At 60.9% G+C, this 24,928-nt stretch carries 23 protein-coding genes and 2 pseudogenes; 15 read left to right on the top strand and 10 right to left on the bottom strand.

What is annotated here, in order from left to right; genetic code table 11:
- Nucleotides 1–9: 9 nt before the first annotated feature.
- The 4 genes from GC127_RS03760 (at nucleotide 10) to GC127_RS03775 (ending at nucleotide 3,181) form a co-directional block, all read left to right on the top strand.
- Complete coding sequence (locus GC127_RS03760) at nucleotides 10–468, top strand: cytochrome c (protein ID WP_151976539.1); 459 nt, start codon at nucleotides 10–12, stop codon at nucleotides 466–468.
- Between the two features lie 108 nt (nucleotides 469–576).
- On the top strand, nucleotides 577–1,968 hold the full coding sequence (locus GC127_RS03765) for a multicopper oxidase family protein (protein ID WP_151976541.1): 1,392 nt from the start codon (nucleotides 577–579) through the stop codon (nucleotides 1,966–1,968).
- Nucleotides 1,969–2,027: 59 nt separating this feature from the next.
- Nucleotides 2,028–2,453 (top strand): cytochrome c, encoded by a 426-nt coding sequence (locus GC127_RS03770; protein WP_254699991.1) that lies wholly within the window; start codon nucleotides 2,028–2,030, stop codon nucleotides 2,451–2,453.
- 2 nt (nucleotides 2,454–2,455) lie between these two features.
- On the top strand, nucleotides 2,456–3,181 hold the full coding sequence (locus GC127_RS03775; protein WP_151976545.1) for a DsbA family protein: 726 nt from the start codon (nucleotides 2,456–2,458) through the stop codon (nucleotides 3,179–3,181).
- Between the two features lie 53 nt (nucleotides 3,182–3,234).
- Here the strand turns inward: GC127_RS03775 and GC127_RS03780 are convergent, their stop codons facing one another.
- The gene (locus tag GC127_RS03780; protein WP_057821727.1) at nucleotides 3,235–3,441 is read right to left on the bottom strand and encodes a heavy-metal-associated domain-containing protein; all 207 of its coding nucleotides are present in this window, start codon (nucleotides 3,439–3,441) and stop codon (nucleotides 3,235–3,237) included.
- A 137-nt stretch (nucleotides 3,442–3,578) separates the two neighbouring features.
- Here GC127_RS03780 and GC127_RS03785 point away from each other — a divergent pair, with 137 nt between their 5' ends.
- From GC127_RS03785 to GC127_RS03805, 5 genes are all read left to right on the top strand, one after another.
- Entirely contained in the window at nucleotides 3,579–6,098 is a 2,520-nt protein-coding gene (locus GC127_RS03785) for a heavy metal translocating P-type ATPase (RefSeq protein WP_151976628.1), read from the top strand.
- A gap of 13 nt (nucleotides 6,099–6,111) precedes the next feature.
- Nucleotides 6,112–6,531, top strand: a complete 420-nt coding sequence (cueR, locus tag GC127_RS03790; protein WP_085818147.1) for a Cu(I)-responsive transcriptional regulator — start codon at nucleotides 6,112–6,114, stop codon at nucleotides 6,529–6,531.
- Between the two features lie 14 nt (nucleotides 6,532–6,545).
- Nucleotides 6,546–6,962, top strand: a complete 417-nt coding sequence (locus GC127_RS03795; RefSeq protein WP_085818146.1) for an ion channel — start codon at nucleotides 6,546–6,548, stop codon at nucleotides 6,960–6,962.
- A 117-nt stretch (nucleotides 6,963–7,079) separates the two neighbouring features.
- The gene (locus GC127_RS03800; protein ID WP_151976547.1) at nucleotides 7,080–7,949 is read left to right on the top strand and encodes a DUF305 domain-containing protein; all 870 of its coding nucleotides are present in this window, start codon (nucleotides 7,080–7,082) and stop codon (nucleotides 7,947–7,949) included.
- A 1-nt stretch (nucleotide 7,950) separates the two neighbouring features.
- Nucleotides 7,951–8,715, top strand: coding sequence for a MauE/DoxX family redox-associated membrane protein (locus GC127_RS03805; RefSeq protein WP_199861183.1), 765 nt, complete (start codon nucleotides 7,951–7,953; stop codon nucleotides 8,713–8,715).
- Between the two features lie 43 nt (nucleotides 8,716–8,758).
- Here GC127_RS03805 and GC127_RS03810 read toward each other — a convergent pair whose 3' ends face one another.
- The 5 genes from GC127_RS03810 to GC127_RS03830 all read right to left on the bottom strand — a co-directional run bounded on the left by GC127_RS03810 (nucleotide 8,759) and on the right by GC127_RS03830 (nucleotide 13,059).
- Nucleotides 8,759–9,514 (bottom strand): copper-binding protein, encoded by a 756-nt coding sequence (locus GC127_RS03810; protein WP_151976549.1) that lies wholly within the window; start codon nucleotides 9,512–9,514, stop codon nucleotides 8,759–8,761.
- Between the two features lie 46 nt (nucleotides 9,515–9,560).
- Nucleotides 9,561–10,919, bottom strand: coding sequence for a multicopper oxidase family protein (locus tag GC127_RS03815; RefSeq protein WP_151976551.1), 1,359 nt, complete (start codon nucleotides 10,917–10,919; stop codon nucleotides 9,561–9,563).
- Nucleotides 10,920–10,931: 12 nt separating this feature from the next.
- Complete coding sequence (locus GC127_RS03820) at nucleotides 10,932–12,392, bottom strand: TolC family protein (protein WP_151976553.1); 1,461 nt, start codon at nucleotides 12,390–12,392, stop codon at nucleotides 10,932–10,934.
- Nucleotides 12,392–12,613 (bottom strand): hypothetical protein, encoded by a 222-nt coding sequence (locus GC127_RS03825; RefSeq protein WP_151976555.1) that lies wholly within the window; start codon nucleotides 12,611–12,613, stop codon nucleotides 12,392–12,394. The genes GC127_RS03820 and GC127_RS03825 overlap by 1 nt, the downstream gene beginning before the upstream one ends.
- An 83-nt stretch (nucleotides 12,614–12,696) precedes the next feature.
- Complete coding sequence (locus GC127_RS03830; RefSeq protein ID WP_151976557.1) at nucleotides 12,697–13,059, bottom strand: hypothetical protein; 363 nt, start codon at nucleotides 13,057–13,059, stop codon at nucleotides 12,697–12,699.
- Between the two features lie 266 nt (nucleotides 13,060–13,325).
- On the opposite strand from GC127_RS03830, the gene GC127_RS03835 reads away from it, so the two are divergent.
- Nucleotides 13,326–13,595 (top strand): hypothetical protein, encoded by a 270-nt coding sequence (locus GC127_RS03835; RefSeq protein ID WP_151976632.1) that lies wholly within the window; start codon nucleotides 13,326–13,328, stop codon nucleotides 13,593–13,595.
- Nucleotides 13,596–13,634: 39 nt separating this feature from the next.
- Here the strand turns inward: GC127_RS03835 and GC127_RS03840 are convergent, their stop codons facing one another.
- Together GC127_RS03840 and GC127_RS03845 are read right to left on the bottom strand one after the other, a co-directional pair.
- A complete protein-coding gene (locus tag GC127_RS03840) occupies nucleotides 13,635–14,300 on the bottom strand; it encodes a L,D-transpeptidase (protein WP_151976559.1) in 666 nt (221 codons plus the stop codon).
- A gap of 435 nt (nucleotides 14,301–14,735) precedes the next feature.
- Nucleotides 14,736–15,086 carry a helix-turn-helix transcriptional regulator gene (locus tag GC127_RS03845; RefSeq protein WP_005613345.1) on the bottom strand — a complete coding sequence of 117 codons (351 nt, stop codon included), beginning with the start codon at nucleotides 15,084–15,086 and terminating at the stop codon, nucleotides 14,736–14,738.
- A gap of 56 nt (nucleotides 15,087–15,142) precedes the next feature.
- Between GC127_RS03845 and GC127_RS03850 the strand changes: the two genes are divergently transcribed.
- The 4 genes from GC127_RS03850 to GC127_RS03865 are packed head-to-tail and all read left to right on the top strand — an operon-like array spanning nucleotide 15,143 to nucleotide 18,425.
- On the top strand, nucleotides 15,143–15,997 hold the full coding sequence (locus GC127_RS03850) for a cation transporter (RefSeq protein ID WP_037275508.1): 855 nt from the start codon (nucleotides 15,143–15,145) through the stop codon (nucleotides 15,995–15,997).
- On the top strand, nucleotides 15,994–16,503 hold the full coding sequence (gene lspA / locus GC127_RS03855; RefSeq protein WP_009824417.1) for a signal peptidase II: 510 nt from the start codon (nucleotides 15,994–15,996) through the stop codon (nucleotides 16,501–16,503). Before GC127_RS03850 ends, lspA begins: the two co-directional genes overlap by 4 nt.
- Before the next feature lie 37 nt (nucleotides 16,504–16,540).
- Nucleotides 16,541–17,062, top strand: a complete 522-nt coding sequence (locus GC127_RS03860) for a TRAP transporter small permease subunit (RefSeq protein ID WP_232279250.1) — start codon at nucleotides 16,541–16,543, stop codon at nucleotides 17,060–17,062.
- Nucleotides 17,063–17,078: 16 nt separating this feature from the next.
- Nucleotides 17,079–18,425 (top strand): TRAP transporter large permease subunit, encoded by a 1,347-nt coding sequence (locus GC127_RS03865; RefSeq protein ID WP_254903794.1) that lies wholly within the window; start codon nucleotides 17,079–17,081, stop codon nucleotides 18,423–18,425.
- A gap of 525 nt (nucleotides 18,426–18,950) precedes the next feature.
- Here the strand turns inward: GC127_RS03865 and GC127_RS03875 are convergent.
- Nucleotides 18,951–21,488 (bottom strand): annotated as a pseudogene (locus GC127_RS03875) (Tn3 family transposase); the annotation flags it as partial.
- Here GC127_RS03875 and GC127_RS23095 point away from each other — a divergent pair.
- Nucleotides 21,476–21,730: pseudogene (locus GC127_RS23095) on the top strand (hypothetical protein); the annotation flags it as partial. The pseudogenes GC127_RS03875 and GC127_RS23095 overlap by 13 nt on opposite strands.
- A 373-nt stretch (nucleotides 21,731–22,103) precedes the next feature.
- Here GC127_RS23095 and GC127_RS03885 read toward each other — a convergent pair.
- Nucleotides 22,104–24,827 (bottom strand): cation-transporting P-type ATPase, encoded by a 2,724-nt coding sequence (locus GC127_RS03885; protein ID WP_054540548.1) that lies wholly within the window; start codon nucleotides 24,825–24,827, stop codon nucleotides 22,104–22,106.
- Nucleotides 24,828–24,928: the final 101 nt, after the last annotated feature.

The raw sequence follows: 24,928 nt of genomic DNA on the forward strand, positions 1-24,928 counted from the left end.
AAGGATCAAATGAACAAGACAGTTCTGGCCATTCTGGCCTTCTTCGTGTTCGGTGGCGCAGTCGTCTACTGGAACATCGCGCAGCAACCCCAGCAGAGGATGGGCCATTCGATGGTACCGCCCGACACCAGCGATCTGGAATCGGGCGCACCTATCGTCGAAGTTTCGCTGCCGGCGGAGCTTTCGGACCAGGCGCAGATGGGTAAGCGGGCCTACGAGGCGAAATGTGCGGAATGTCACGGCAAGAACGCCGCAGGCCAAAACGGGGTTGCACCGCCGCTCGTTCACAAGATCTACGAACCGAACCACCATTCGGACATGGCGTTCGTGATGGCCGCGAAAAATGGCGTGCGCGCGCATCACTGGAAATTTGGAAACATGCCACCGGTTGAAGGGTTGACCGATGGCGACGTCAAGCTGATCGCCCGCTATGTGCGTGAACTGCAGAGGGAAAACGGGATCAACTGAGCCTTGGGCAGGTTCCGGGCGCATACTGTCGCTTTCCGGCCTGTTTCCCAGATCTTCGAACCCGATTGCCGACACCGCGATCGCCGCGATTAATACACAGGACTCTCCATGCCGACGCGACGCAATTTTCTCATGCAGGGGGCGGCTGCCACTGCGGGCCTTACCTTTCCAAAGCGGCTTTATGCCGCGACGTCAGAACTCCAGTCCCTCGACGCCCGCACGGCCAGCGTTCAATTGGCGCCGCAAGGCTATCCCAAGACCGAAATCTGGGGCTATGGCGGCGCGATGCCTGGCCCTCAACTGCGTCTGCAGCAGGGCGCGCGGCTACAACGCCGCTTCATGAACGACCTACCCCAGGCAAGCACGGTGCACTGGCACGGGGTTCGCATAGACAATGCGATGGATGGCGTTGCGGGGCTGACCCAGCCCGCGGTCGAGCCGGGCCAGAGCTTCGACTATGATTTCATCGCGCCGGATGCCGGAACCTACTGGTATCACGCGCATAACCGCTCGACCGAACAAGTGGCGCGCGGCCTCTATGGCGCTTTGATCGTCGAGGAATTTGAGCCGCCGGACGTGGATCGGGAAGAGGTGCTGATCCTCGATGACTGGTTGCTCAACCCCGAAACGGCGCAGATCGATCCGGACTTCACCTCGCGCCATGATCGCAGCCATGCCGGGCGCCGCGGCAATTTTGTCGCCACTAACGGCCTGCATGATCTTTCCTTGGATGTGCGCCAGCACGAACGTTTGCGTCTGCGCCTTGTGAACGCCGCCAATGCCCGGATTTTCGTGCTGGCACTCAAGGGCATGGAGGGCTGGACGATTGCGCTGGACGGCATGCCGCTGCCATGGCCCGAGCCGTTGGCCGAGGTGCTGATCCTCGGCCCCGGCCAGCGAGCCGATCTGATCGTCGACGTGACCGCCGCGCAGGAGGAATCCGCCCATCTCGTTCGCCTTGAGGATCAGGAGGCTGCCTCGCAGGTGGCTTTCCCCGTGACAGGAAAAGCCTCGGCCATGTTCCGGGATGCCCCGGACGCGCTGCCGCCCAATCCGGGGATGGACGTGACCGGGCTCAATGACGCAAGGACCGTGCGGCTCGACATGCAGGGCGGCGCAATGGGCAGGCTCGACAGCGCGATCCTGAATGGCGAGAAGAAAAGCTTTCGCGAGTTGGTGAACGTCAACCAGTTCTGGTCTTTCAATGGGACGATTGGCATGACCGATGCGCCGCTCGTCGATGTCGCGAAAGGGGAAACGGTCAAGTTGCAGATCTACAACGACACTTCCTTTCCTCACGCGATGCACCTCCACGGGATGCATTTCCGCGAGATCGACGAGGATGGCGGGCTCGGTCCCTTGCGCGATACGATCCTGATGTTCGGCGGCCAGACCCGCACGATCGGTTTCGTGGCCGACAATCCCGGCGATTGGCTGTTTCACTGCCACATGCTCAGCCACGCGGCCTCGGGCATGATGACCTGGATGAAGGTGACATGATGCGACGCTGGCTGATCCTCTTTCTGCTCATGGCCGGCGCGGCTGGAGTCGGCGCCTGGATGATGGCGGGAGGGACATCCGGCACATCCGCCACGCTGGAACCGCCGCAGTCTGTCGATCTCGCCGAGGGCAAAGAACTCTATCAGGAGTATTGCGCCTCTTGCCACGGATCCGATCTCGAGGGACAGGCCGGATGGCGCTCGGCCGGAGAGGATGGCATCCTGCCCGCCCCCCCGCATGACGAAACCGGTCACACCTGGCATCATCCTGATAGTGTTCTGTTCTACTATACCAAGCTTGGCGGAAAGAAGACCCTCGCGAAGCAAGGCGTTGATTTCCAAAGCGGCATGCCCGGTTTCGGTGATGAACTGACCGACGCGCAGATATGGAACATCCTCGCCTTCATCAAATCCACATGGCCCGACCGTCAGCGGGAGGTCCAGGCCGCCCGCAGCGAAGCGGAACAGCAGAAAAGAGGAGACTAAAAATGAAATCGCTTCGATTGGCAGTGCTCGCCGTGAGCATCCTGTTGCCGCTTTCCGCGTTCGCACAGGAGCTGAGCGAGGAACGCGTCAAGGAACTGGCCCTGGAAGCGATTCTTGAAAACCCCCAGATCATCATGGAAGCGGTGCAGCTTCTCGAACAGCAGGAAGCGACTGCGCAGGCCGAGGCCACGGCGGACGTGCTCAAGGAACAACGCCAGCTCTTGGAACAGGACCCGAACGTGCCGGTGCTGGGCAATCCTGACGGCGACGTCACTGTTGTGGAGTTTTTCGACTACAACTGTCCCTATTGCCGCAGGGCCATGTTGGAGGTGGAAGGTTTGATCGAGGCCGACCCGAATGTGCGGTTCGTCTTTCGCGAATGGCCGATACTCGGCGACGGGTCGGTCTTTGCGGCGAAGGCAGCCCTGGCGGCACGCAATCAGGACAAGTATGAGGAATTCCACTGGGCGTTGATGGGCATGGAGGAACGTGCGCAAGAGGCCTCTGTCCTGCGGATCGCAGAAGAAATCGGCCTTGACGTGGACCAGCTGCTTTCGGACATGGAGGCGCCGGAGGTCCAGGCGCACATCGACGAATCGATGCGGCTGGCGCAGGCGTTGGGTTTCAGCGGCACACCGTCATTCGTGATCGGCGACAACCTGGTTCCCGGTTTGGTCGAACAAGACCAACTGGAAGCCTTGGTCGATGAGGCCCGCGAAAAGGAATGAACCTCATGCGACGATGGAGAACTGGCGCCGGAATTGCCCGGCACCGATTATCTTCAGGTCGTCGAAGCAGCCGTGACACCGTAACCGGCATTTCGGATCGCCTCCGTCAGGGCGTGCTCGTTCAGCACGCTATCAACCTCGACTTGCCGCGTACCCGTATCGCAGGTCACGGACGCTGTTGGGTCTATCGCCTTGATCGCCTTTTCGATCGTTGCGGTGCAATGGCCGCAACTCATATCCGGAACCTTGAAGCTGCGCATATCTGTTTCCTCCAGTTCTCGGCATTAGATGCCTGCTTCCCGCATGGGAAGGTCAAGGGCGAAAAAATGTCCCGACGTTGTTGACCTTCCAGCGGGGGGAGCCCTTAGATATCTTTCAGGAGATGAAGGAGACGTTCATGCCGGGCTCAAGAGATTTGCGTTTTTCTATTCAGAACATGTCTTGCGCGTCCTGCGTCGGCCGAGTCGAGCGTGCGCTTTCGGCGTTGCCCGGGGTCGACGAGGTGAATGTGAACCTCGCCTCCGAGACGGCGCAGGCCCGGATCGACTCGGATGCCCGGATCCCCGAGGTGATCGGGGCGCTGGAGCATGCCGGCTATCCCGCCCGAACGCAGACGGCGCGCCTGAACGTCTCTTCCATGTCCTGCGCCTCCTGTGTCGGTCGCGTCGACAAGGCGCTCGCGGCAGTGGCAGGGGTGAGCGAAGTCAATGTCAACCTCGCGTTGGAAACCGCGACCGTCACCTATGTCGAGGGCGCGACCGGCCCGGTCGAACTTCTGAAGGCCGCCGAGGCGGCGGGCTATCCGGCCGAATTGGCCGACGACGGCATCGCGGAGGATCGCGGCGCGCGCGAGGAAGGCGAGGCCCGTGCGCTCGCCCGCCGGACCGCTTTCGCAGCGGCGCTGGCCTTGCCCGTGTTCCTGCTTGAGATGGGGGCGCATCTCGTGCCGGGAATGCACGAGATGATCGGCCGCACGATCGGCCATCAGGCCAGCTGGATGATCCAGTTCGTGCTGACGACCATCGTGCTTTTCTGGCCCGGCCGCCACTTTTACACCAAGGGGTTCCCCGCTCTGGTGAAAGGCGCGCCCGACATGAACAGCCTTGTCGCGGTGGGGACCGGGGCTGCGTATGTCTATTCTATCACCGCGCTTTTCGCGCCGTCCGTACTGCCCGAGGCGGCTCGCGCCGTTTATTTCGAGGCTGCTGCGGTCATTGTGGTGCTGATCCTGTTGGGCCGCTGGATGGAGGCGCGCGCCAAGGGGCGCACAGGGGCCGCGATCCAGAAGCTGTTGGGCCTTCAGGCCCGCACGGCGCGGGTGCTGGTGGACGGCGAGACGCAGGACGTGGCCATCGAGCGCATCCGCGTGGGCGACACCCTCGTCGTGCGGCCGGGTGAGCGCATCGCGGTGGATGGCGAGGTGACGCAAGGCCGCGCGCATGTCGACGAGAGCATGATCACCGGTGAGCCGGTCCCTGTGGCCAAGGCTGAGGGCGATCCGGTGACCGGCGGCACGGTGAACGGCACCGGCAGCTTCCACTTCCGCGCGACCCGCGTGGGGGCGGACACGACGCTGGCTCAGATCATCCGCTTGGTCGAGCAAGCCCAGGGCGCCAAGCTGCCGATCCAGGGCATGGTGGACCGGATCACGCTCTGGTTCGTGCCGGCGGTCATGGCTTTGGCGGCCTTGGCTGTGCTGGTCTGGCTGCTGTTGGGGCCGTCGCCCGCGCTGTCCTACGCTCTGGTGGCGGGCGTGTCGGTGCTGATCATCGCCTGCCCCTGCGCGATGGGGCTGGCCACGCCCACTTCGATCATGGTCGGCACCGGGCGCGCCGCGGAAATGGGCGTGCTCTTCCGCAAGGGCGACGCTTTGCAACAGCTGACTGGCGTGGACATGGTCGCGCTCGACAAGACCGGCACCGTGACCGAGGGCCGCCCCGAACTAACCGACCTCGTTCTGGCCGACGGATTTGAGCGGGCCGAGGTTCTGGCGCTAGTCGCGGCTGTCGAGGCGCAGTCCGAACATCCCATTGCCGAGGCGATCATGCGCGCGGCTCAGGCCGAGGGCGCGGCACGGCGTGACGTCGAAAGCTTCGACTCGATCACCGGCTACGGCGTGCGCGCCAAGGTCGCGGGTCACGACGTGCTTGTCGGCGCGGATCGCCTGATGACCCTCGAGGAACTGAGCATCGAGGCGCTGGCCGATACCGAGCGCCGGCTCGCGGAGCAGGGCCGGACGGCCCTTTTCGCGGCCGTAGATGGAAAGGTCGCGGCGGTCATCGGCGTGGCCGACCCGGTGAAGCCCGCCAGCGCCGCCGCCATCGAGGCGCTGCATGGTCTCGGGCTGAAGGTCGCGATGATCACCGGCGACAAGCGCGAAACGGCCGAGGCCATCGCGCGGGAGATCGGCATCGACCACGTGATCGCGGGCGTCCTGCCCGATGGCAAGGTGGCGGCGCTGGATGAACTGCGGCAAGGCGGCCAACAGATCGCCTTCGTTGGGGACGGCATCAACGACGCGCCCGCGCTGGCGCATGCGGATGTGGGCATCGCCATTGGCACCGGCACCGATGTTGCCATCGAATCTGCCGATGTCGTGCTGATGTCGGGTGATTTGCGCGGCGTAGTGAACGCGCTCAATGTGTCCGGGCGGACCATGCGCAACATCCGCCAGAACCTGTTCTGGGCCTTCGGCTACAATGTCGCGCTGATCCCGGTGGCGGCAGGTGTGCTCTACCCGGCCTTCGGGCTTTTGCTGTCGCCGGTGCTGGCCGCCGGGGCAATGGCGCTGAGCTCGGTCTTCGTACTGACGAACGCGCTGCGCTTGCGCCGGGTCCGCCCAGCCATGGATGAAGCCAGCAGCTTGAAATCTGAAGGGGCGGGTTCTCTGTCCCCTGCCCCTGTCGCCGCTCAATAAGGAGGATCATGACATGAATATCGGAGATGTCGCCACCCTTTCGGGCCTGCCAGCCAAGACGATCCGCTATTACGAGGATATCGGGCTGGTCAAGCCCTTGCGCAGTTCGAACGGTTATCGCACGTTCCGTGAAAGTGACGCGCACAAGCTCGCGTTTCTGGGACGCGCCCGTGCGCTCGGTTTCACAATTGAAGATTGCCGCAATCTTCTTGCGCTCTACGAAGACGAAGAGCGTGCCAGCGCCGAGGTAAAGGAGATCGCCAAGCAACATCTTGAGCGAATCGACGGCAAGATCAAAGAGTTGAAGGAAATGCGCGCAACGCTCGCCCATCTTGTCGAGGAATGTGCCGGAGATCATCGCCCGGATTGTCCGATCCTGGCCGATCTGTCCATGAAACGGCGCGACGAAGACATGCGCCGGAAATCGGCGTAATCGGATCAGCAGCCTTGGCTTGGGCTCTTCTTCTGGCGATCATCCTTTTCGGCCTGAGCGGGCTCGTGCATGTTCGCGCGATGACCTTAGTGATGAATGGTACCGGGCACGCGCCGTTCGCAAAGCCCGTGCGTTTTTTGTTTGCCCTCTATTCCCTTGCGACCGCCCACATAGTCGAAGTCGGCGTTTACGCCCTCGGTTTCAGTGTTGGTGAATTGATGGGTATCGGCGGCTTTGAACAGGAGAACGTCGACACGTTCATGGACGTTTTCTACTTTTCCTTGGTCAACTATTCGTCCCTCGGCCTTGGCGATATCTATCCTACGGACCATCTGCGTTTTCTGGCCGGTGTCGAGGCCCTGAACGGCTTTCTCCTAATTAGTTGCTCGGCCTCCACCATCTTTCTCGTGGTTACGAGAGCGAAAGAATAGGAACGCTGCATTCTCGCGTGCGAAAATTGGAACATTCCAGCGCTGGAAGGTCGTTGGCTTGCTAGAAAGCCGTCGATTTATCGTGTCGGGCGACGGCCAAAGCAAAAGGAGTATGACATGTCATATTGGAGATTTGCCGCAATGATCGCGACCTCCACGGTTGTGATGTTCGGGCTGATGTATCTGAACACTTATTTGATTTCGCATATATTCTGGTCTGAAACACGGGCCTACATGGCACTTCTGATGGGTGCGGCTATGGCGATCATCATGCTGAGCTTCATGCTCTCAATGTATTCCAGCAAGGCGATCAATACCGCGATCTTCGCAGGTGCTGCCATCGCATTCGCCGGGTCTCTCTGGCTGGTGCGCAGCCAGGCCACGGTCGGGGACACCAGCTTCATGCGCGCAATGATCCCACACCATTCGATCGCGATTATGACCTCCAGCCGCGCCAATATTTCCGACCGCCGTGTACGCAAGCTGGCTGACGAGATCATCTATGCGCAGGACAAAGAAATTGCCGAGATGCGCTATCTCGTCAACGAAATCGAGGCATCGGGTGACGCGTCTGAGCCCGAGAAGCCCGCAAGCCCCCGCATCGTTAGCATCGACGAGGCCCTGTCGACCGCGAACATACCTGTGCTCGACCCCGGTTTCCTGACCGAGGACGAGATCAGGCAGCTGTTGCCGGAAGGCGTGGCCTGCACCTTTAACTACACTACCGGCAGTCCGGCTTCTTTGGCCTTGGGCGAAGTGGATGGCGACACCGTCGGTCTCGTGAAGCTGAGTGGTGATCTTGTCCGCATCGACCAGAATGCGCCCGGTGAACTGATCACCAAAGGCTTGGCGCTCCGTCTCGCTACCGCCGAGGAGGGTGAGGCACTTGAAGCCGCCGGAACCGAACCGGTCGAGGCAACAATGACGCTGGAGCTTGATGCCGGTCTCTCCGCCGGATACCGCGGCTTCTACAATTGCGGGGCCTGACATGAACGAGCAAGCAAACACAGAAACGGCGACGCTCTATCGCATGGTTATGTCGGACCACCTCTGCCCTTACGGCCTGAAGTCCAAAGATTTTCTGGAAAGGCAGGGCTACGAAGTTGAGGACAACCACCTGACCACCCGCGAGGAAACGGATGCCTTCATGGAAAGGCATGGCGTCGAGACCACGCCGCAAATCTGGATCGGAGAGGAACGGGTCGGAGGCTACGACGAATTGCGAGAGCATTTCGGCAAGGAGGCGCAGGATCCGGATAAAACCAGCTACCAGCCCGTGATCGCCATCTTCGTGGTCGCGTTCTTGATGGCCCTTGGGCTAAGCTGGGCGATGTTCGGCTCGATCGTGACGCTGCGGAGCGCAGAATGGTTCATCGCGATCTCGATGTGCTTCTTGGCGGTCCAGAAGCTTCAGGATGTCGAGAGCTTCTCGACCATGTTCCTGAACTACGACCTACTGGCCCGCCGCTGGGTCCGTTACGGATATCTCTACCCGTTTGGGGAAGCCTTTGCTGGTATCCTCATGCTTGCCGGTGTGCTCACTTGGCTTTCGGCACCGGTCGCGCTGTTCATCGGAACGGTGGGCGCGGTCAGCGTTTTCAAGGCGGTCTATGTCGACAAGCGCGAGCTTAAATGCGCCTGCGTCGGCGGCAACAGCAACGTGCCGCTCGGCTTCATCTCGCTGACCGAGAACCTGATGATGATGCTTATGGGCATCTGGATGCCAATCAAGGCCTTCGCGCTCGGGTGGTAGCAGCGTTCGGGTGGCTACAGCGCCACCCGAACGTTTAGATGCGCTATCTCATCTGAGTTACGGTGAGCTTTCCCTTCACCGGCTCGGCGACGAACTCGATATCCTGACCTTCGGACATGCGCGCGATCATCTCAGGGTTGGCACGAAACACCATCGTCATCGAGGGCATGTCGAGGTTGACCAGCGGCCCGTGGCTGATGGTCACCTTTCCGCCGTCGGCATCGACCTTCTTGATAGTCCCTTGGGTGTATTCGATCTCGGCCTGTGCCTGGATCACTTCCTCTTGGGCGGACGTTTCACTCACGGTGATCGGGCCATGCATGCCGGATTCATAATGTCCCGGGATCAGGCACGCGAATTCGAATGTGCCCGCCTTTGAGAAGGTCCAGATGACCTCCCCGGATTTACCCTCGTCGAGGCGTACGGAGTTGGGATCGTCGTGCTCCATATCCATGGCCGCCATCATTTCCTTGTGCTTGGCGTTGCCCTCGACATCATCGATCACGAACTCATGCTCGATCTCGCCCATATTCCTGACGTTGAAGCGGATGGTCTCACCCCTCTCGAATTCGAAACTAGCGGGTTCGAAGATCATTGCGCCTTCGTCGGTCTCGCGCATGGTCACGTCGATGGTACGGGTCACGCCCTCCGCATTGCCTGGCGTGCCTGCCGCCATTTCGGCGTGACCGTGACCCACTTCCGCCTCGTCATGGCCGTGACCACCCGAATGGGTGCCAGCCGCGAAGGCTGGAGTTGTCATGGCGAAGGCCATCGCTGTTGTCAGAAGAATGTTTTTCATTGTTTTTTCCTGTGGTTTTGGTTGATTTGGGAAACGAAGGGTTGTCTTAGCCCTTCGAAGTCGTTTTCGGCGTCAGGATGGTTCTGGGACTATTGTTGGTCGCAAACTCCGGCAACTCCCCGGTCCATTCATATGCCTGTTCGCCGGGGGGGTTCTCGTACCAGCCCGGATCGGAATAGTCGTCTGTGCCAATGCCTTCGCGGACCTTTACGACCGAGAACATGCCGCCCATCTCGAGCGGGCCATGCGGACCCCAGCCATTCATCATCGGGATGGTGTTATCTGGCAGTTCCATGGTCATCTTGCCCATGTCTCCCATGCCCGCAGTGCCCATCGGCATGTATTCCGGCTGAAACTGGCGGATCTTCTGGGTTAGCGGCCCCTTGTTCACGCCAATGAACGTGGGCACGTCATGGCCCATCGCGTTCATCGTGTGATGCGACTTGTGGCAGTGGATCGCCCAATCGCCCAGGTGGTCCGCCACGAATTCGTAAGCCCGCATCGCGCCAACGGGGATGTCGATGGACACTTCCGGCCATTGCGCCGATTCTGGCACCCACCCGCCATCGGTGCAGGTCACCTTGAAGTCATAGCCGTGCATGTGAATAGGGTGGTTGGTCATCGTGAGGTTTCCTACCCGCACCCGAACCTTGTCGCCCCGGTTGACCACCAGCGGATCGATATCCGGAAAGATCCGGCTGTTCCAGGTCCAAAGGTTGAAATCCGTCATTGTCATGATGCGCGGCACGTATGTCCCTGGATCGATGTCGAAGGCGTTCAGCATGATCAGGAAATCGCGGTCCACTGGCATGAACGTTGGGTCCTTGGGGTGTACGACGAACATACCCATCATGCCCATTGCCATCTGTGTCATCTCATCGGCATGCGGGTGGTACATGAAGGTGCCCGACTTGATCAGATCGAACTCGTAGACGAAGGTCTTGCCGGGTTTGATGCCCGGATGGCTCAGTCCAACAACACCGTCCATACCAGACGGAAGGATCAAGCCGTGCCAATGGACCGAGGTCGCCTCCGGCAGCTTGTTGGTCACGTAGATCCGCACCCTGTCGCCTTCGACGGCCTCAATCGTCGGCCCCGTGGATTGACCGTTGTACCCCCAAAGGTGCGCGATCATCCCGTCGGCAAGCTCGCGCTCGACGGGTTCGGCCACGAGGTGGAACTCCTTCACGCCGCCATTCATGCGGTGCGGCAGGGTCCAGCCGTTGAGCGTCACGACGGGATTGTAATCCGGACCGGCCGAGGGCCGCGGAGTAATCGCTGTCGCGGCACTGTCCATTTGGGCCGCTTCTGGCAAACCCATGTTTGTGGTCTTGCCCCAAGCTTGAGAGGAGACGAGCGCCGCTCCGGCGGCGCCGGCCCCAAGTAATTGACGTCTATTGATCATGTCATATTCCTTTCAGTGTCCTGCGCCGCCACCGGCGGCAAGTGATACGCCCTCTCCATCGCCCATTCCGCCTGCGCCACCGCCATAGATGGCGGCAGTCAAGTTCGCCTGGGCCAGGTAGAAGTCGCGCTTGGCATTGGCCGCCTCAAGCGAGGATCCAAGTTTTTCGCGCACATCCGTGAGCAATTCGAATGTATTGGTAATCATGCCGTTATAGGATAGCAGTCCCTCTTCTTCGACGGTCTTGCGCAGCGGCACCAGAACGTCGCGATAGTGACGCGCAATCTTGTAAGATGCGTGATAAGCGGTCTCAGCTGAACGTGCTTCGGACCGCACGTTGACTGCGCGTTCAGCCAGAACATTTGCCGCCTGAAGATACATCAGCTCGGCTTTGCGCATCCGCGCCTTGCCGGTGTCATAAATCGGGATGGCGAACTCCAGCTCAATCTGCGGGGTAGTCTCAGTTTCTAGGTTACCGTCTTCTCTTTCCCGCTCTGCTTCGAAACCAGCGATGAGTTCGAGATCGGTCACAAGCCGCGTTTGATCGGTCAACCCGAACGCCGCCGCCTGCGCTTCAAGCCCCAATTTCGCGACCCGCAGGTCGAACCGGTTTCGAAGGGCTTTGGCTTCCAGGTTGGTGATTGGTCCAACCGACCGTGGCAGGGTCGGCAGGACATCGGGCACGAAATAATTCACTTCGGTGCCCCACAACCCCATCAGCCGAGTCAACTCTTCCTTTGCTAAGGCAGCGTTGAGGCGCGCTTGTGCCAGTTGCCCGGCCAATTCGGCGTTGAATGCCTGTTCACGGGCTTGCCCGGCCTTGTTAAGCGCACCGGTCTCGCCCAACCGGGCCGCAAGTTCTGACCCGGCGTCCGATGTGGCCTTGGCACGCTTGAGATACGTGACGGTTTCGAACGCAGCCACGGCGTTGATCCACGCGGTTCGGGTCTGGTTGGCAAGTGCGAGCGTGTCGTTCACCGCGCTCATCTGAGCTGTCCGAAAATTGACGTCGGCCAGCGCGACGCGTTGCTTGCGCGTTTGTGCGTCTAGGATGTTCGCGCGAAACAACCCTTCGATCGCCCGATAGGCCCCCAATTCCGCCGCCCCGATACCCAATACTCCGATCGATACGACCGGGTTTTCCGGCGTCGCCTCCTGCCAGGCCTCGGCTGCCGAGAGCCCAACATCGGCATAGGACGCTTGCAACCCTTTGTTGTTCAAGAGCGCGACCTGCACCGCGGTGTCTGCAGAAATCGTACGTTGATGGACCATCGCATGAACCTGCTTTTTCAGTTCCGCGTTCTCCGCTTGGGTCTGCGCGAAAGTCGTTCTTTTGCCGATCGCTGCTGCAGTCTGGCTTGACACGTTTGCAAACCCTGCCTTCTGATCCGTGTAGGCATCTGGAATAGCCGTGGCGCACGCTGCCAGTGTCAGTGGCAGGCCAAGCGCGAGTGAAAGTCTCGTCATTACCATCAGTTTGCCTCCGATTGCTCTTCGTTGACCTCGCGCCAGTCGCGCGGGCCAGTTGGGCCGCGATACGTGTATCCGGCCAGAGGATTGCTGTAAGACAATGGAGATGAGATGGTGCCATTGACCGTATCCTGTTGGCTGGCAACGTTCGGAAGCGGCGTGGGCTCAGAGGCGCACGCCCCAAGCAGGAGCGCAGCAGCGCCCATAGAGATATGAATTTTCATTGTTTTGGACCTGACTTATTGATCAATTCGAGCATGCAGTACAGGCACACTCAGATGATCCGCATCACGGATCAGCGACTAAGTCAGACTCGTGGAGGGCGTTGTGGGCTGTCCGGGTCGAACGATACGATCAGGCGGTCGATAGCCGCATAACGCGCGTTTGGTTCGTCACGCGACCTGATCACGTCACTTGCATCAAGAACACCCGAAAAGCATAAGCCGCTACAGCACTGAATACCGCCATGTTCGTCATCCGCGTTGGCAACCCCTCCGCTTTCATCGCAATGAGTTGCAATGGAATGATCATGGCCAATACCGCTTAAGTCAGACATTGTTTCGGTGGTATGCTCTGTGCCAATCGGCTCACCATGTCCGCCCATCTGAGCATGTAGCGCAGACGGCGGAACTGTAGCCAATGCAAGTACACAGATGATGCCGAGCATCATCTGACGCAGCCTTGAAATGGTGAGCGCGATCCTCATGATAAATTAAATGTAGCATGGAAACCCTTCTGTCAACGTTTCCATCCTTTGAAAACTGTTCACTCTTATTAGTTCTTGTTTGCTTAATGCTGAGTTTGGCGTATAGCCGCTGCAATCCCATGAAGCCAACTCCGCCGTGTTTTGGCGATACGCCCAGCTCGGCTTTCGGCAATCTGAACCGCGCCGCCACGTCCGAAAACGCGGCTGACCTGCCAGAGAGTGCGATAGATATGCATCAAAAATATGTGGCGATCATGGTTGCAACACTGGCCCTGGCTGGCTGCGCGGTGCCTCTGACGAAAAACAACGATCCGACGAGGATCGGCAATGTTCCAGAAGCTGTCGCCGACCTTGCCGCGCCTGATCAGGATCTCACCACGGCGCGACTTCGCCCCGAGGATGGATGTTATTGGTATGAGCACAGTGGCCCGGTGGAAACGACCTTGGTGCCGTTGCGATCGACAGGGGGCAGCCCCATCTGCGTCGCGCGCCAAACCTGATTGGCTCGTTCGAGCGTCAGACTGACGACGAGGCTTGGATCAACTCTGCGGGGTCACGCTGTCTTCGGCCGAATACAGGAACGCAGTCGAGCCAATCTCCACATTCGGGTAAAGATCGTTTATGTGCGCCATGACCATCCGGACGCAACCGGAACTTGCTCGGCCGCCGATGCTTCGCGGCTGCGGAGTGCCATGGATCCGTAAATAAGTGTCCCGGTCCCCAACATAGAGATAAAGCGCCCGTGACCCGAGCGCGTTCTCAGGTCCGGGTTCCATACCGTCAGCGATGTCGGCGTAGAGCTCCGGGTCGCGGTCAATCATGTTCTGTGTTGGCTGCCAATGTGGCCACCTGACCTTGCGCTTGATCGTGTAGACGCCCGGCTCATAAAGTCTGCCACGAGCGATCGCTACGCCGTAGCGCATCGCAGTGCCACCACCCTCGATATGGTACAGATAGCGTGCGACGGCGTCCACGTGGACGTCGCCGGGAATAAGCCCATCTTTAGTTATAACCCGCTGCGGCAGAAAGCGCGGGTGCAGGCCCCACGGGTTTGATGTGGCTGGGTTATAGCCCGGCGGTGTAATCTGTGCATCCCAAGCCGCCTTTTCCGCTTCAGTGGGCCAGGTGTCAGCGAGGAGCGGACTCGAGATAGACGCCGAGAACAATGCGGCAGTCGTCTGGATGAAGTGTCGTCTTGTCAGCATATAGATTGCTCCGTTCACGCATTGGACGGCAAACCGAACCTTACCCCGAACGCAGTGTTGTTCGCCCGGGAAAGAGTGAGGCGTTATTGGCAACTTGCTCCATGGTGCCGTTCTATGTCGGTGGCTTAACTCCTAAAGCTACTAGAGGTTCAAGAGAAATTTTGATGCCAGACGATCTCGGTAATACTTCGGGCCCGTTCGTTTCTTTATCAGTCTAAGCGCTGTCACGATCTGTGGGGTGAAACCAGGCTACTGCCACGATGCCGGGCCTCGTCTTGATCTTCGCTTCAATTGTGATCCTTAACTCGCTATGCCGAGCAGTTAAATTGAGCGCTTTCAATAATGGGTCTTTTCAACACGTTTGGCAGCAAGCCCCATATAAAATTTTGCCTCACGCGGAAGTGGTCGTGATGACGTGCATTGGGATATTATCGTTCACGCTTCGCGATAATTGTCACAAGCCCCAACACCTTCTGCGACCACATCAAGCAGGGCGTCTACATCATTTAAAAGAGCTGCTATGCGCGGACTGCTGATCCGGTAGCGAATGAAGCGCCCATCGCGGTCGCTGGCGACAAGTCCGCAATCCAGAAGGCATCGCAAATGATTTGACACGTTGGGCTGCGATAGCCCTGTGCGTTTGACGATCTCGTGAACAACCAACGGTCCTTCACACAGCACGCCCAGTATCGCCAGTCGGCTCGGGTCGGCAAGACCGCGAAAGAGCTTTGCCCTACGCTCGATGCCAGCGGCCGCAGCATTGCGGTCGGCGAAGACTTGCATCATATCACTCCTTGCTGATATGTTTGAACTTGATCCACTTTAGCAGGAGTATTGCACCGATGGCCAACACCGAAAGCACCGGATCGACAGCAGATACGTCGCCCGTCCGTTACCGGGTTTCCGGAATGGATTGCGCAAAGGATGCCGCCCAGATCGAGCGGGCGGCGCAGTCTGCGGGTGTCGCGCCCGACGCAGTGAAAGTATCAGCGGCGACCCATATCATGACTCTGAAAGTCCCTGAAGCAAGCCTGCCGGAGATTGAAAAAGCCGTTGAGACAACGGGATATGGGTTCGACCGCATCGAGAGCGACGAGGACCTTCAGCAAAGTGCGGCCCATCAGGACCCGGGCTACCGCCGCGCGCTCTGGATCGTCGTGATTCTAAATGTCGGTTACGGCGTTCTGGAAATGATTGGTGGGTTTATTGCCGGGTCACAGGCGGTGAAGGCCGACGCGCTGGATTTCATCGGCGATGGCGCGATCACTTTCTTGGGGCTTCTTGCCATCGGATGGAGCCTTCTCTGGCGGGCACGCTCTGCCCTGATCCAGGGCATCTTTCTCGGCCTGCTTGGCCTTGGGGTCTTTAGCACGACCATCATAAGGGCATTCGAGCCGACAACCCCAGACGCCACATTGATGGGGATTCTGGGCCTGATTGCTCTTGTGATAAATGTCATCTCCGTGCTGCCGTTGTTGCGGTACCGCAAGGGCGATGCGAACATGCGCGCTGTCTGGCTTTTCTCGCGTAACGACGCCATCGGCAACGCCGCAGTCGTTATCGCCGCTGGGCTAGTGGTTTGGCTGGGCAGCGCTTGGCCCGATCTTATCGTCGCGTTCGGGATCGCCGGACTGTTCCTGCACTCGTCATGGGCGATCATCCGCGACGCGCGGGCCGATCTGAAGGCGGTGGCATGAACAGCCGCGTTCTCGGTGGGCTTTGCGCCATCGCCGCGTTTGGTGTTGATCAGGGCACCAAGGCTCTTGCCCTGAACTCCCCGGCGCTTGAGAACGGGGTCGAGGTTCTGCCCTTTCTCAACCTCGTGCGGGTTTTGAACGATGGGGTCAGCTTCGGTATGCTCGGCGGGGTCGTACCCTGGTGGGGTCTGGTCGCACTTGCTGCCGTGGTCGTGGCATGGCTGCTGATCTGGCTATGGAAGGCTCCGGACGGGCTGACAGGTGCGGCGCTCGGTCTGATCATCGGAGGCGCGCTTGGCAATATCCTTGACCGTCTGCGCTATCAGGCCGTCCCTGACTTTCTCGACTTCCATTACGGGTCATACCACTGGCCGTCCTTCAACTTGGCTGACGTGGCGATCTTTTGTGGGGCAGCATTGCTGTTCTGGGACAGCTTTCGCACCTCGAAAGTCAGGCCGGAAAATCGGGAACAAGACAATCGCAAGGGAGATGTCACGGGGGGATAACAGCTAACAGGCAAAGAACTTTGGGAGGGAATTCGGCTTGAGATTTTTGGATTGGATTGACCGTGGCATTCGCGGCATCGGCGTCGTGACTGCGTGGCTGACAGTTGTTTCGATTGCTGCTTATGGCGCGCTTCAGATGCTGGATCGCAAGCTACAACTTGGCGTGTCGAGCTATTTGCCGGACCTGTCCACGTCACTGCTGTTCATCCTAATTTTCTTGACCTTTGGGTATACCTATCTGCGCGACGGTCACGTGCGCGTTGATGTTCTTCGCAGACATTGGTCCGCCCGCCGCATTGCTTGGATCGAACTGATTGGCGGCCTTTTTGTCCTTCTGCCGCTCGCCGCCATCCTGACCTACTACGGATGGGACGGTCTGATGCGCACCACGAAATACGCGGAAACCCAGTTGTGGGCACAACGCATTGCCGGGGTCATCGGCCCCATCCTGCTGGCTCTTGCCGGGATGATCGTAGCCCTTCGCAACATCGCCTTTCTGACAGGGAGACGTGCGCAAGGTGCACCGGAACAAGCAAGCGGCCTGCACAATGGTGAATGAGGTCCTCACGGTTGCCATGCTTGTCGTGATGGCGATTGGGGTTTTCAGTGGCTTTCCGGTGGCGCTGGTGCTCGCGGGGACAGGCTTCTTGGGGTTTGTCGCTGCGGTTTGGGTGGGGATCACTGATTTTCAGCATCTGGGGCTGATCTACCTGAGGGCCCGTGGTGTACTGACCAATGAATCAGTCCAATTCACCAGCGTTCCAATGTTGATTTTTCTTGGCCTGATCCTGAATGCCAGCGGGATTGCCGAAACCATGTTTCGCTTGCTGGGGCGTCTTCTGACAGGCGTTCCCGGTCGCTACGCCATTGCGACTTTGCTGATCGGCCTCGTTCTTGCGCCCGCCGCCGGGGTGATCGGTGCTTCCGTCATAACTGTGGCGTTGGTGGCCTATGCCCCGATGATGGCGTCGGGCTACGCACCGCGAACCGCAGGAGGCGCTGTCGCAGCTTCTGGAGCATTGGGTGTCGTGTTCCCGCCAGCCGTGATGCTGTTCTTCATCTCGAACGTGTTCTATCTGCGCATCGGATTGATGTATGTGGCCCTCATCGTACCTGTGCTTCTGATGGTCATGGCCTTCGCGGTCTACTTTGCGGTCACCTTGAGAAAAACGGTCGAAATCCCGCTGGACACACCCAAGACCAATCTTGTGTCAGACCTCTTGTTTGTACTCGCGTCTGTCGCGGTCATCGCATCCATTCCGCTCAGCATCATTCTGGGCTTTGCGACACTAACAGAGGCGGCTGGAGTAGGGGTTTTTGGCGCGCTATTGGTCGCGCTGGCGCGAAAGCGCTTGTCTTTCTCATCGTTGAACTCTGTCACGGTGCAGACAAGCACGATGACGTCGATGGTCTACTTCATCGTATTGGGCGCATCGGTATTCTCGCTTAGTTTCCACCTGGTCGGTGGACCGGACGTCATCTTCGAGTGGATATCCGCATTCGATCTCACCCGGTGGGAACTGTTGGCGATCCTCCTTGGCGTGATCATCATACTTGGGTTTGTTTTTGACTGGATCGAGGTGCTGCTGGTCTTTGTACCAGTGTTGATGCCGATCTTTTCGGAACTCGACTTCGCAGATCACGTCGGCTCTGCCTACTTTGCGCAAATCTGGATCGCTGGCCTGATAGCACTGGCCTTGCAGACGTCTTTTCTGACGCCTCCCTTCGGCTATGCCCTATTCTTTGCCAAGATGGCGGCACCTAAGGGTATCAACCTTTCCGATATCTATCGCGGCGCGGTACCGCTTGTCGCCATCGAGATCGTATTGATCGCAGCCCTGATCTCGTTCCCTCAGCTTATCACTTGGTTGCCTGAAATGTCCCTTGGGGATGTGGATGCGCCGCAGCTAATCCAGCGGTGAAAGATGTTTTGAGCGCGGATGCAGTGATTTCCTTCGAAGCGGCACTGCTCTTTCGGGGCCACTTCCGCACCGCGAACAGAAAGGCTGAACGGGGCCTGAGCACGGGAAAGCAAACAGGAGGATAACGAATGTCCAGCATACCATCCGCAGAGGGCTTTGACAGCACACTGGCCCCATCGGAAGGTTTCTTCGTAGAACCACGCTAAGGGAGAACGAAGCCTGAACATGGCTTACAGCGTGGCATTTCTGATCGCCTTGTAAGCTGTTGATCTGCCTATGCCGAGGTGTTTTGCGGCTTGAGCGACGGATTTACCTGCGCCGACGAGATCTTGGAGGGCTGAGATTGTCTCGGGTTGCAATGGCGGGCGCCCAGGGGTGCGGCCATGCTTTCGAGCGNAGATCAATCGCCTGAAGACGCTCAAACGCGCCATGTACGGTCGAGCCGGTCCAGAATTGTTGCGGGCGAGAATGCTACCGTTCCGCCACACAGATTGAGGCAGAGCCCAATTAAGGGCTACGCGACATCAGGGCATGATGGGCCTCACCTTTGTTGAGCCCGATCTGTGCGCGGCGCTGCATGTCGGCATCGAGCAGCCAATCGATGATGAAGAGCGTCCGTTCGACCCGTCCGATTTCTCGCAAGGTGACCGCCAGCTCGTGCTGTCTGGGATAGGAGGCAAACTTCCGCAGGAGTTGGCTCGGCGGCATGGCCCCTGACGCCATGGTTGCCACGCTGCGCAGGATATCCGGCCAGTTCGCGGCGATGAGACGGTCTCTGATCTTGCCGCCGATCAGCCCCTTCAGCTCTTTCGGGCAAGCGGCCGGATCGAAGAGGTAGAGGCGCTTGGATGGCAGGTCGCGGATGCGGGGGATGAACTGGAATCCGAGCAGGGCGGTGACAGCGAAGACGTGGTCCGTGAAGCCGCCGGTATCGGCATACTGCTCGCGGATCTTCTGGCCGGCGCGGGTCATCAGCAGGCCGTCAAGGATGTAGGGCGCTTCGTTCACGGTAGCCGGAATGGTCTGTGTGGCGAAGGGTCCGAACTGGTCGGAGACGTGGGTGTAGGCTTTCAGCCCGGGTTCATGGCCGTACTTGGCGTTGATCAGGTTCATCGCCTCGCCCTGACGTGTCGTCGAGAAGAACTGGCCGTCGCTCGACGCGGTCTGCCCGGCGCCCCAGAAGCGTGCCATCGGCAACGCCGACTGTCCTTCGATCACCATGGCCAGGGCGCGCGCCATCGCCTCGCTCTCGACATGCCAGCGTGACAGGCGGGAAAGCTGGAAAAAGTCGTGCGTGTTCGTGGCCCCGGCCATCTTGCTGAGGCCGAGATTCAATCCCTCGGCAAGCAGCACATTCAACAGGCCGATCCTGTCCTTGCAGGGCGCGCCGGTGCGCAAGTGCGTGAAGGCCTCGGTAAACCCGATCTCATCGTCCACCTCCAGCAGAAGATCCGTGACCCTGACTTCCGGCAGGCGGCCATAGAGATCGAGCACCAGGGCGTCGGCTTCCTCGGGAACCGCCGCGGTCAGCCGGTCGATTTTCAAGGTGCCGTCCTCGATGGAGCCGCCGGGGATCGCCCCGGCCTTTGCCGCGCGCGCCAGTCGGCATATGGCATCGGACATGCGCAGCTTACGATCCGCCAGCCAGGCCTCAGGTTCGAAGGGCATGGCCAGCCTTGGCGTGTCGCGTGCGACCTCGACCGGGACCAGCGCTTCCTTCAGATCGCCAAATCTGCGCGAATGCCCGAGCCAGATATCGCCAGAACGGAAGGCTTCGCGCAGATGGAACAGGACCGCGACCTCCCAGAGTCTGCTTGCCTCGTCAGCATCCGCGTTCAGATGCCGCAACCATTTCGAGCCTCGACGAAGGAATGTCAGTGGCAGGACCGTCGCCGTCTCCGTGCCCGCGATGATCGCGCTCGCCGCCAGCAGCGGTTCCGCCACGGGCGCGGCGCAAATGTCGAGCGCCCGCAACATGCGCGGCGCGTAGCGCCGGAACCGATGATAACCGTGACCGACATGCGCCAGCGGATCGGCGGCCAGGGTGTCTGTGAGCTGGGTCGCCGTGGCGACAAGCCCCTTGAGCGATAGCCAATCTCCGGCATTGCCGACGGCCTCTTCGAGGGAGGCCCGGTCCTCATGCGCTTCCAGGAGGGCGGAACCGAGGGTGGCGAAGGATTGCAGGGTGTCCTTCAGCGCCGATTTGGCATCGTCCATCCGGGCGTCACATCGCGATTTCGCCTCGCGCCAGGTCTTGCCGACGATCCGATCGTGGGTCTCGACCACGGCGTCGGCAATGGCGCTGCGCCATTCCAGAGCACAGACCGCAAGAATGGCGAGACGGCGGTCACCCGAGATATCCCGCAGATCGCCCGCGAAGTATCGCTCGCCCTGCCGGCGAAGGCGGGCAACCCGGTGCGGCGGTACATTCGCCAGAGTGCCCCGGTCCAATTCCAAAGCCTGCAAGTATTCCAGGCGGTCCAGCAGGCGGTTCATATCAGCCGAGTTCCGCCCGATCTCGAACTGACGCAGCCAGACGAACCGCGTAACCGAGCCGCCCGCATCTTCGGTCAGAAGGGCATCGAGCTGCGTTCGCATGTCATCGTCCAGCCGACTGGCGATCCGGGCGTCGACCCGCCGTTCAGCCGCGACGAGCGCATCCGCGCAAAGCCGCTCGATGACCGTGATTCCGGGCAGGACGGTCTGGGCCGCCCGGCATTGCTCGACGAAGCGCCGTGCCAGATCCTCGTTCGACCGGGCGGTTTCGGCCGCACCTTCAAGCCAGATTTTCAGATCGCGCGCCCCACGGCCCGCGAACATCTTGTAACCATAGATTTCGCGCAAGGTGGCCAGGTGCTCATGCCGGGTCTCCTCGCGCGCGGCATATCCGGCCAGGTCATCAGGCCTTATCCCAAGCTGCGCTGCCAGAAAGCGCGTGACTGCCAGTGGAATGACCTCGCCCGGCACCAGCAGCCGCCCGGGATACCGCAGCGCGCAGAGTTGCAGGGCAAAGCCGAAGCGATTGTGCGGACGGCGGCGGGCATGGATGATCTCCAGATCGTCCCGCGGTCAAGCCGCCCGCGAGACCAATAACGGACCCCAAAGAGCGCGAATTGCTGAGACAGATGCAAGCCGCACCAACTGCGAACCGCCAGTTCCACGCGTCCGACTTGTGTCGCTTGATCGGACACGCTGCCTACGAAGCGCGGGTGCTCGATGTGATCCGCAAGTTTGGGTGCCAGAGGTTTTCAGCAACTTTGGCGGTGCACGGAAGAGCGGTGTTGGCAGGGGAGATTTCGCGGTGAACTTTGCGTCACATGCGTGGAAATTTCAGCCGCCACGACATCATCTTCCCAGCCTACAGTGCCTGCGAGCATTGACGAAGCAGACCTTCGCCTCGCGGCACATGAACCAACGCAATGCGGACTATGCTGTCGTTGGACACATCGACGCGAAAGTCGGCTTTGGGCAGCTTGACGAGAACGGTGGGTTTCGCCGGAGACACAAACCCTGGGCACGCTCCGCCCGCCATCGGAGATTTGGGAAAGGGCAGCCTAGCCGGACCGACAGACCACTGAGCTTCACAAATGGACTCCTTTGTGTCCCCGGGACATTGGAACGCGGACGGGACACGCGACTTGCACAAGGGCCGGCATCCCACACCAAGACGCCCCGGTTTCACCGCTGGTTCCCGCGTTCCGCCAGCGGCCCCCGAAACGCCAACCGCATCTGCTTTTCGGTCTCGATCAGGGCGAAGAACACAGCGCCGACGCCGACGATCAGCAGGCCGTCGGCAAGGGTCACGGCCTGCGTGCCGAACACCCTCTGCAACGGTGGCACGTAGGTGATGGCGAATTGCGCGGCGGTAACGGCGACCACGCAGGCCCAGACGATCCGCGTGCCGCGCACCGCAGCCCAGGTGAGCGAAGTGCCGTGGATGTTGCGGATGAAGAACAGATGGAAGATCTCCAGCACCACCAGCATGTTCATCGCCAGGGTCTGCGCCAGCGCCTGGTCGTAACCCTTGTCGATCGCGTAGAAATACATCCCGAAGACCGCGGTCAGGAACAGGGTCGAGACCAGCACGATGTGCCAGACCAGCTCGCCGGTCAGAAGCGGCTCGTCACGCGGACGCGGCGGGCGGCGCATGGTGCCGGATTCCGAGGGCTCGAAGGCCAGCGCGATCCCGAGCGTCACCGCGGTGATGAGGTTGACCCAGAGGATCTGCACGGCGGTGATCGGAAGCGCCATGCCCGCGAACAGGGCGACAATGATGGTCATCGCCTCGCCGGCATTGGTGGGCAGGGTCCAACTGATCACCTTCTTGATGTTGTCGTAGACGGTGCGGCCCTCGCGCACGGCGGCGGCAATCGAGGCGAAATTGTCGTCGGCCAGCACGAACTCGGCCGCCTCCTTCGCCGCCTCCGAGCCCTTCAGCCCCATGGCGATGCCGGCATCGGCCCGTTTCAGCGCCGGGGCGTCGTTCACCCCGTCGCCGGTCATCGCGATGGTCAGCCCATGGGACTGAAGCGCGGTGACGAGGCGCAGCTTGTGGGCGGGCGAGGTGCGGGCGAAGATGTCGGTCTCGACCACGGCATCGGTAAGCGCGGCATCGTCCATCGCTTCGACATCCGCGCCGGTCAGGACCCGTTCGTGGTTTTCGAGCCCGATCATCCCGGCGATGGCGCGGGCCGTCGCGGCATGGTCGCCGGTGATCATCTTCACCCGGATGCCGGCGGCGCGGCATTCGGCCACCGCCGCAATCGCCTCGGCGCGCGGCGGGTCGATCAGGCCGATCAAGCCAATGAGCGTGAGCGTGCCGTCGAGGTCGGTGGTGCTCAGCGCGGCATGTCCGCCCGGCACCATCCGCACCGCCACCGCAATCACCCGCTGGCCTTCGGCCGCAAGGGTGTCGACCATCTCGTGCCAATAGCCGGGATCGAGCGGCTCGGTGCCGCCACCGGCAGCGCGCTGGTCGCGGCAGAGCGCAAGCACCGCCTCGGGCGCACCCTTGACGTGGATCCGCGCGGCCCCCTCTTCGCTGTGGTGCAATACGGCCATGTAGCGATGCGCGGCGTCGAAGGGGATCGCGTCGTCGCGGCACCAGCTCTGGAATGGCTCAGCTCCGTCGCCGGTGATCTTACCCGCGAGCGCCAGCAGCGCCCCCTCCATCGGGTCGCCCTCGACATGCCAGTCTTCGCCGCGGACACGCAGGACGGAATCGTTGCACAGCGCTGCCGTGCGGGCGAATTCCATCAGCACCGCGTGGTCTTCCGGATGGGCGTCGGCCTCGCGCCAACGCACCGCGCCCTCGGGCGCGTAGCCGTTGCCGCTCACGGAATATATGTGCTCGGCGGCGGCGAGCGAGGCCACCGTCATCTCGTTTCGGGTAAGCGTGCCGGTCTTGTCGGAGCAGATCACCGAGACCGAGCCCAGGGTCTCGATCGCCGGCAGCCGGCGGACGATGGCGTTGCGTCGCGCCATCGCCTGCACACCGACTGCGAGGGTGATGGTGAGCACCGCCGGCAGACCTTCCGGGATTGCCGCCACCGAAAGGCCGACCACGGCCATGAACAGCTCGGAGAACGCCATGTGGCCCACGAAATACCCGTAAGCGAGCAGCACGGCGGCCAGCATCAGGATGAACACTGTCAGCCAGCGGGCAAACCGGTCCATCTGCGCCACGAGCGGCGTCGTCAGCGTTTCGACCTCCGCCAGCATCCCGCTGATCCGCCCGATCTGCGTGTGTCCCCCCGTGGCGGTGACCACGCCACGCCCGGTGCCGGCGGCGACCAGCGTGCCGGAGAACAGCATCGGCGTCCGGTCGCCGAGATCGGCGTCTGCGTCGACCGGCCGGGTGCCCTTGTCGACGGGGACAGATTCGCCGGTGAGGATTGCCTCCTCGGCCTTTAGCCCGCGCGCCTCGATCAGTCGCAGGTCGGCCGGCACCCGGTCGCCCGCCTCTACGAGCACGATGTCGCCCGGCACGAGGTCGGCTGCGTCGACGCTGACGCGTTTGCCGTCGCGCAGCACGGCGGAGTGCGGCGCGAGCATGCCCCGGATCGCCGCCATCGCCTGTTCGGCGCGGCCCTCCTGGATGTAGCCGATCACCGCGTTGACGATGACCACCGCGAGGATCACCCCCGTGTCGATCCAATGCTGGAGCGCCGCTGTGACCACCGCCGCGCCAAGCAGCACGTAGATCAGGACGTTGTGGAAATGGGCGAGGAACCGCAGCACCGGACTGGGTTTCGGCGGTTCGGGCAGGCGGTTGGCGCCGTACTCCGACAGGCGGCGAGCGGCCTCCTCGGTCGAGAGGCCGGCGTGGGTCGTGTCGAGCGTGTCGAGCGCGTCGCCGGCATGTTGGGCGTGATACCGGGCGGCCATGTCTGGGTGGGTCATTTGCTCCTATTCCTTTCCGGCGCCGAGCGTGCCAAATCGCGGCTTGGATCCTTGGCGCGCGTCCGATCCCGACGCGCGTGATGGGGGCAGCCGAACGGACG

This window comes from Roseovarius sp. EC-HK134 (assembly GCF_902498815.1).
In the GTDB taxonomy this organism is placed as follows: Bacteria; Pseudomonadota; Alphaproteobacteria; order Rhodobacterales; family Rhodobacteraceae; genus Roseovarius; species Roseovarius mucosus_A.

Bases quoted from the DNA above. Each gene is read 5' to 3' on its own strand.
- GC127_RS03760 (WP_151976539.1), top strand. From the start codon at position 10: ATGAACAAGACAGTTCTGGCCATTCTGGCCTTCTTCGTGTTCGGTGGC.
- GC127_RS03765 (WP_151976541.1), top strand. From the start codon at position 577: ATGCCGACGCGACGCAATTTTCTCATGCAGGGGGCGGCTGCCACTGCG.
- GC127_RS03770 (WP_254699991.1), top strand. From the start codon at position 2,028: ATGATGGCGGGAGGGACATCCGGCACATCCGCCACGCTGGAACCGCCG.
- GC127_RS03775 (WP_151976545.1), top strand. From the start codon at position 2,456: ATGAAATCGCTTCGATTGGCAGTGCTCGCCGTGAGCATCCTGTTGCCG.
- GC127_RS03780 (WP_057821727.1), bottom strand. From the start codon at position 3,441: ATGCGCAGCTTCAAGGTTCCGGATATGAGTTGCGGCCATTGCACCGCA.
- GC127_RS03785 (WP_151976628.1), top strand. From the start codon at position 3,579: ATGCCGGGCTCAAGAGATTTGCGTTTTTCTATTCAGAACATGTCTTGC.
- cueR (WP_085818147.1), top strand. From the start codon at position 6,112: ATGAATATCGGAGATGTCGCCACCCTTTCGGGCCTGCCAGCCAAGACG.
- GC127_RS03800 (WP_151976547.1), top strand. From the start codon at position 7,080: ATGTCATATTGGAGATTTGCCGCAATGATCGCGACCTCCACGGTTGTG.
- GC127_RS03805 (WP_199861183.1), top strand. From the start codon at position 7,951: ATGAACGAGCAAGCAAACACAGAAACGGCGACGCTCTATCGCATGGTT.
- GC127_RS03810 (WP_151976549.1), bottom strand. From the start codon at position 9,514: ATGAAAAACATTCTTCTGACAACAGCGATGGCCTTCGCCATGACAACT.
- GC127_RS03815 (WP_151976551.1), bottom strand. From the start codon at position 10,919: ATGATCAATAGACGTCAATTACTTGGGGCCGGCGCCGCCGGAGCGGCG.
- GC127_RS03820 (WP_151976553.1), bottom strand. From the start codon at position 12,392: ATGGTAATGACGAGACTTTCACTCGCGCTTGGCCTGCCACTGACACTG.
- GC127_RS03825 (WP_151976555.1), bottom strand. From the start codon at position 12,613: ATGAAAATTCATATCTCTATGGGCGCTGCTGCGCTCCTGCTTGGGGCG.
- GC127_RS03830 (WP_151976557.1), bottom strand. From the start codon at position 13,059: ATGATGCTCGGCATCATCTGTGTACTTGCATTGGCTACAGTTCCGCCG.
- GC127_RS03835 (WP_151976632.1), top strand. From the start codon at position 13,326: ATGCATCAAAAATATGTGGCGATCATGGTTGCAACACTGGCCCTGGCT.
- GC127_RS03840 (WP_151976559.1), bottom strand. From the start codon at position 14,300: ATGCTGACAAGACGACACTTCATCCAGACGACTGCCGCATTGTTCTCG.
- GC127_RS03845 (WP_005613345.1), bottom strand. From the start codon at position 15,086: ATGATGCAAGTCTTCGCCGACCGCAATGCTGCGGCCGCTGGCATCGAG.
- GC127_RS03850 (WP_037275508.1), top strand. From the start codon at position 15,143: ATGGCCAACACCGAAAGCACCGGATCGACAGCAGATACGTCGCCCGTC.
- lspA (WP_009824417.1), top strand. From the start codon at position 15,994: ATGAACAGCCGCGTTCTCGGTGGGCTTTGCGCCATCGCCGCGTTTGGT.
- GC127_RS03865 (WP_254903794.1), top strand. From the start codon at position 17,079: ATGCTTGTCGTGATGGCGATTGGGGTTTTCAGTGGCTTTCCGGTGGCG.
- GC127_RS03885 (WP_054540548.1), bottom strand. From the start codon at position 24,827: ATGACCCACCCAGACATGGCCGCCCGGTATCACGCCCAACATGCCGGC.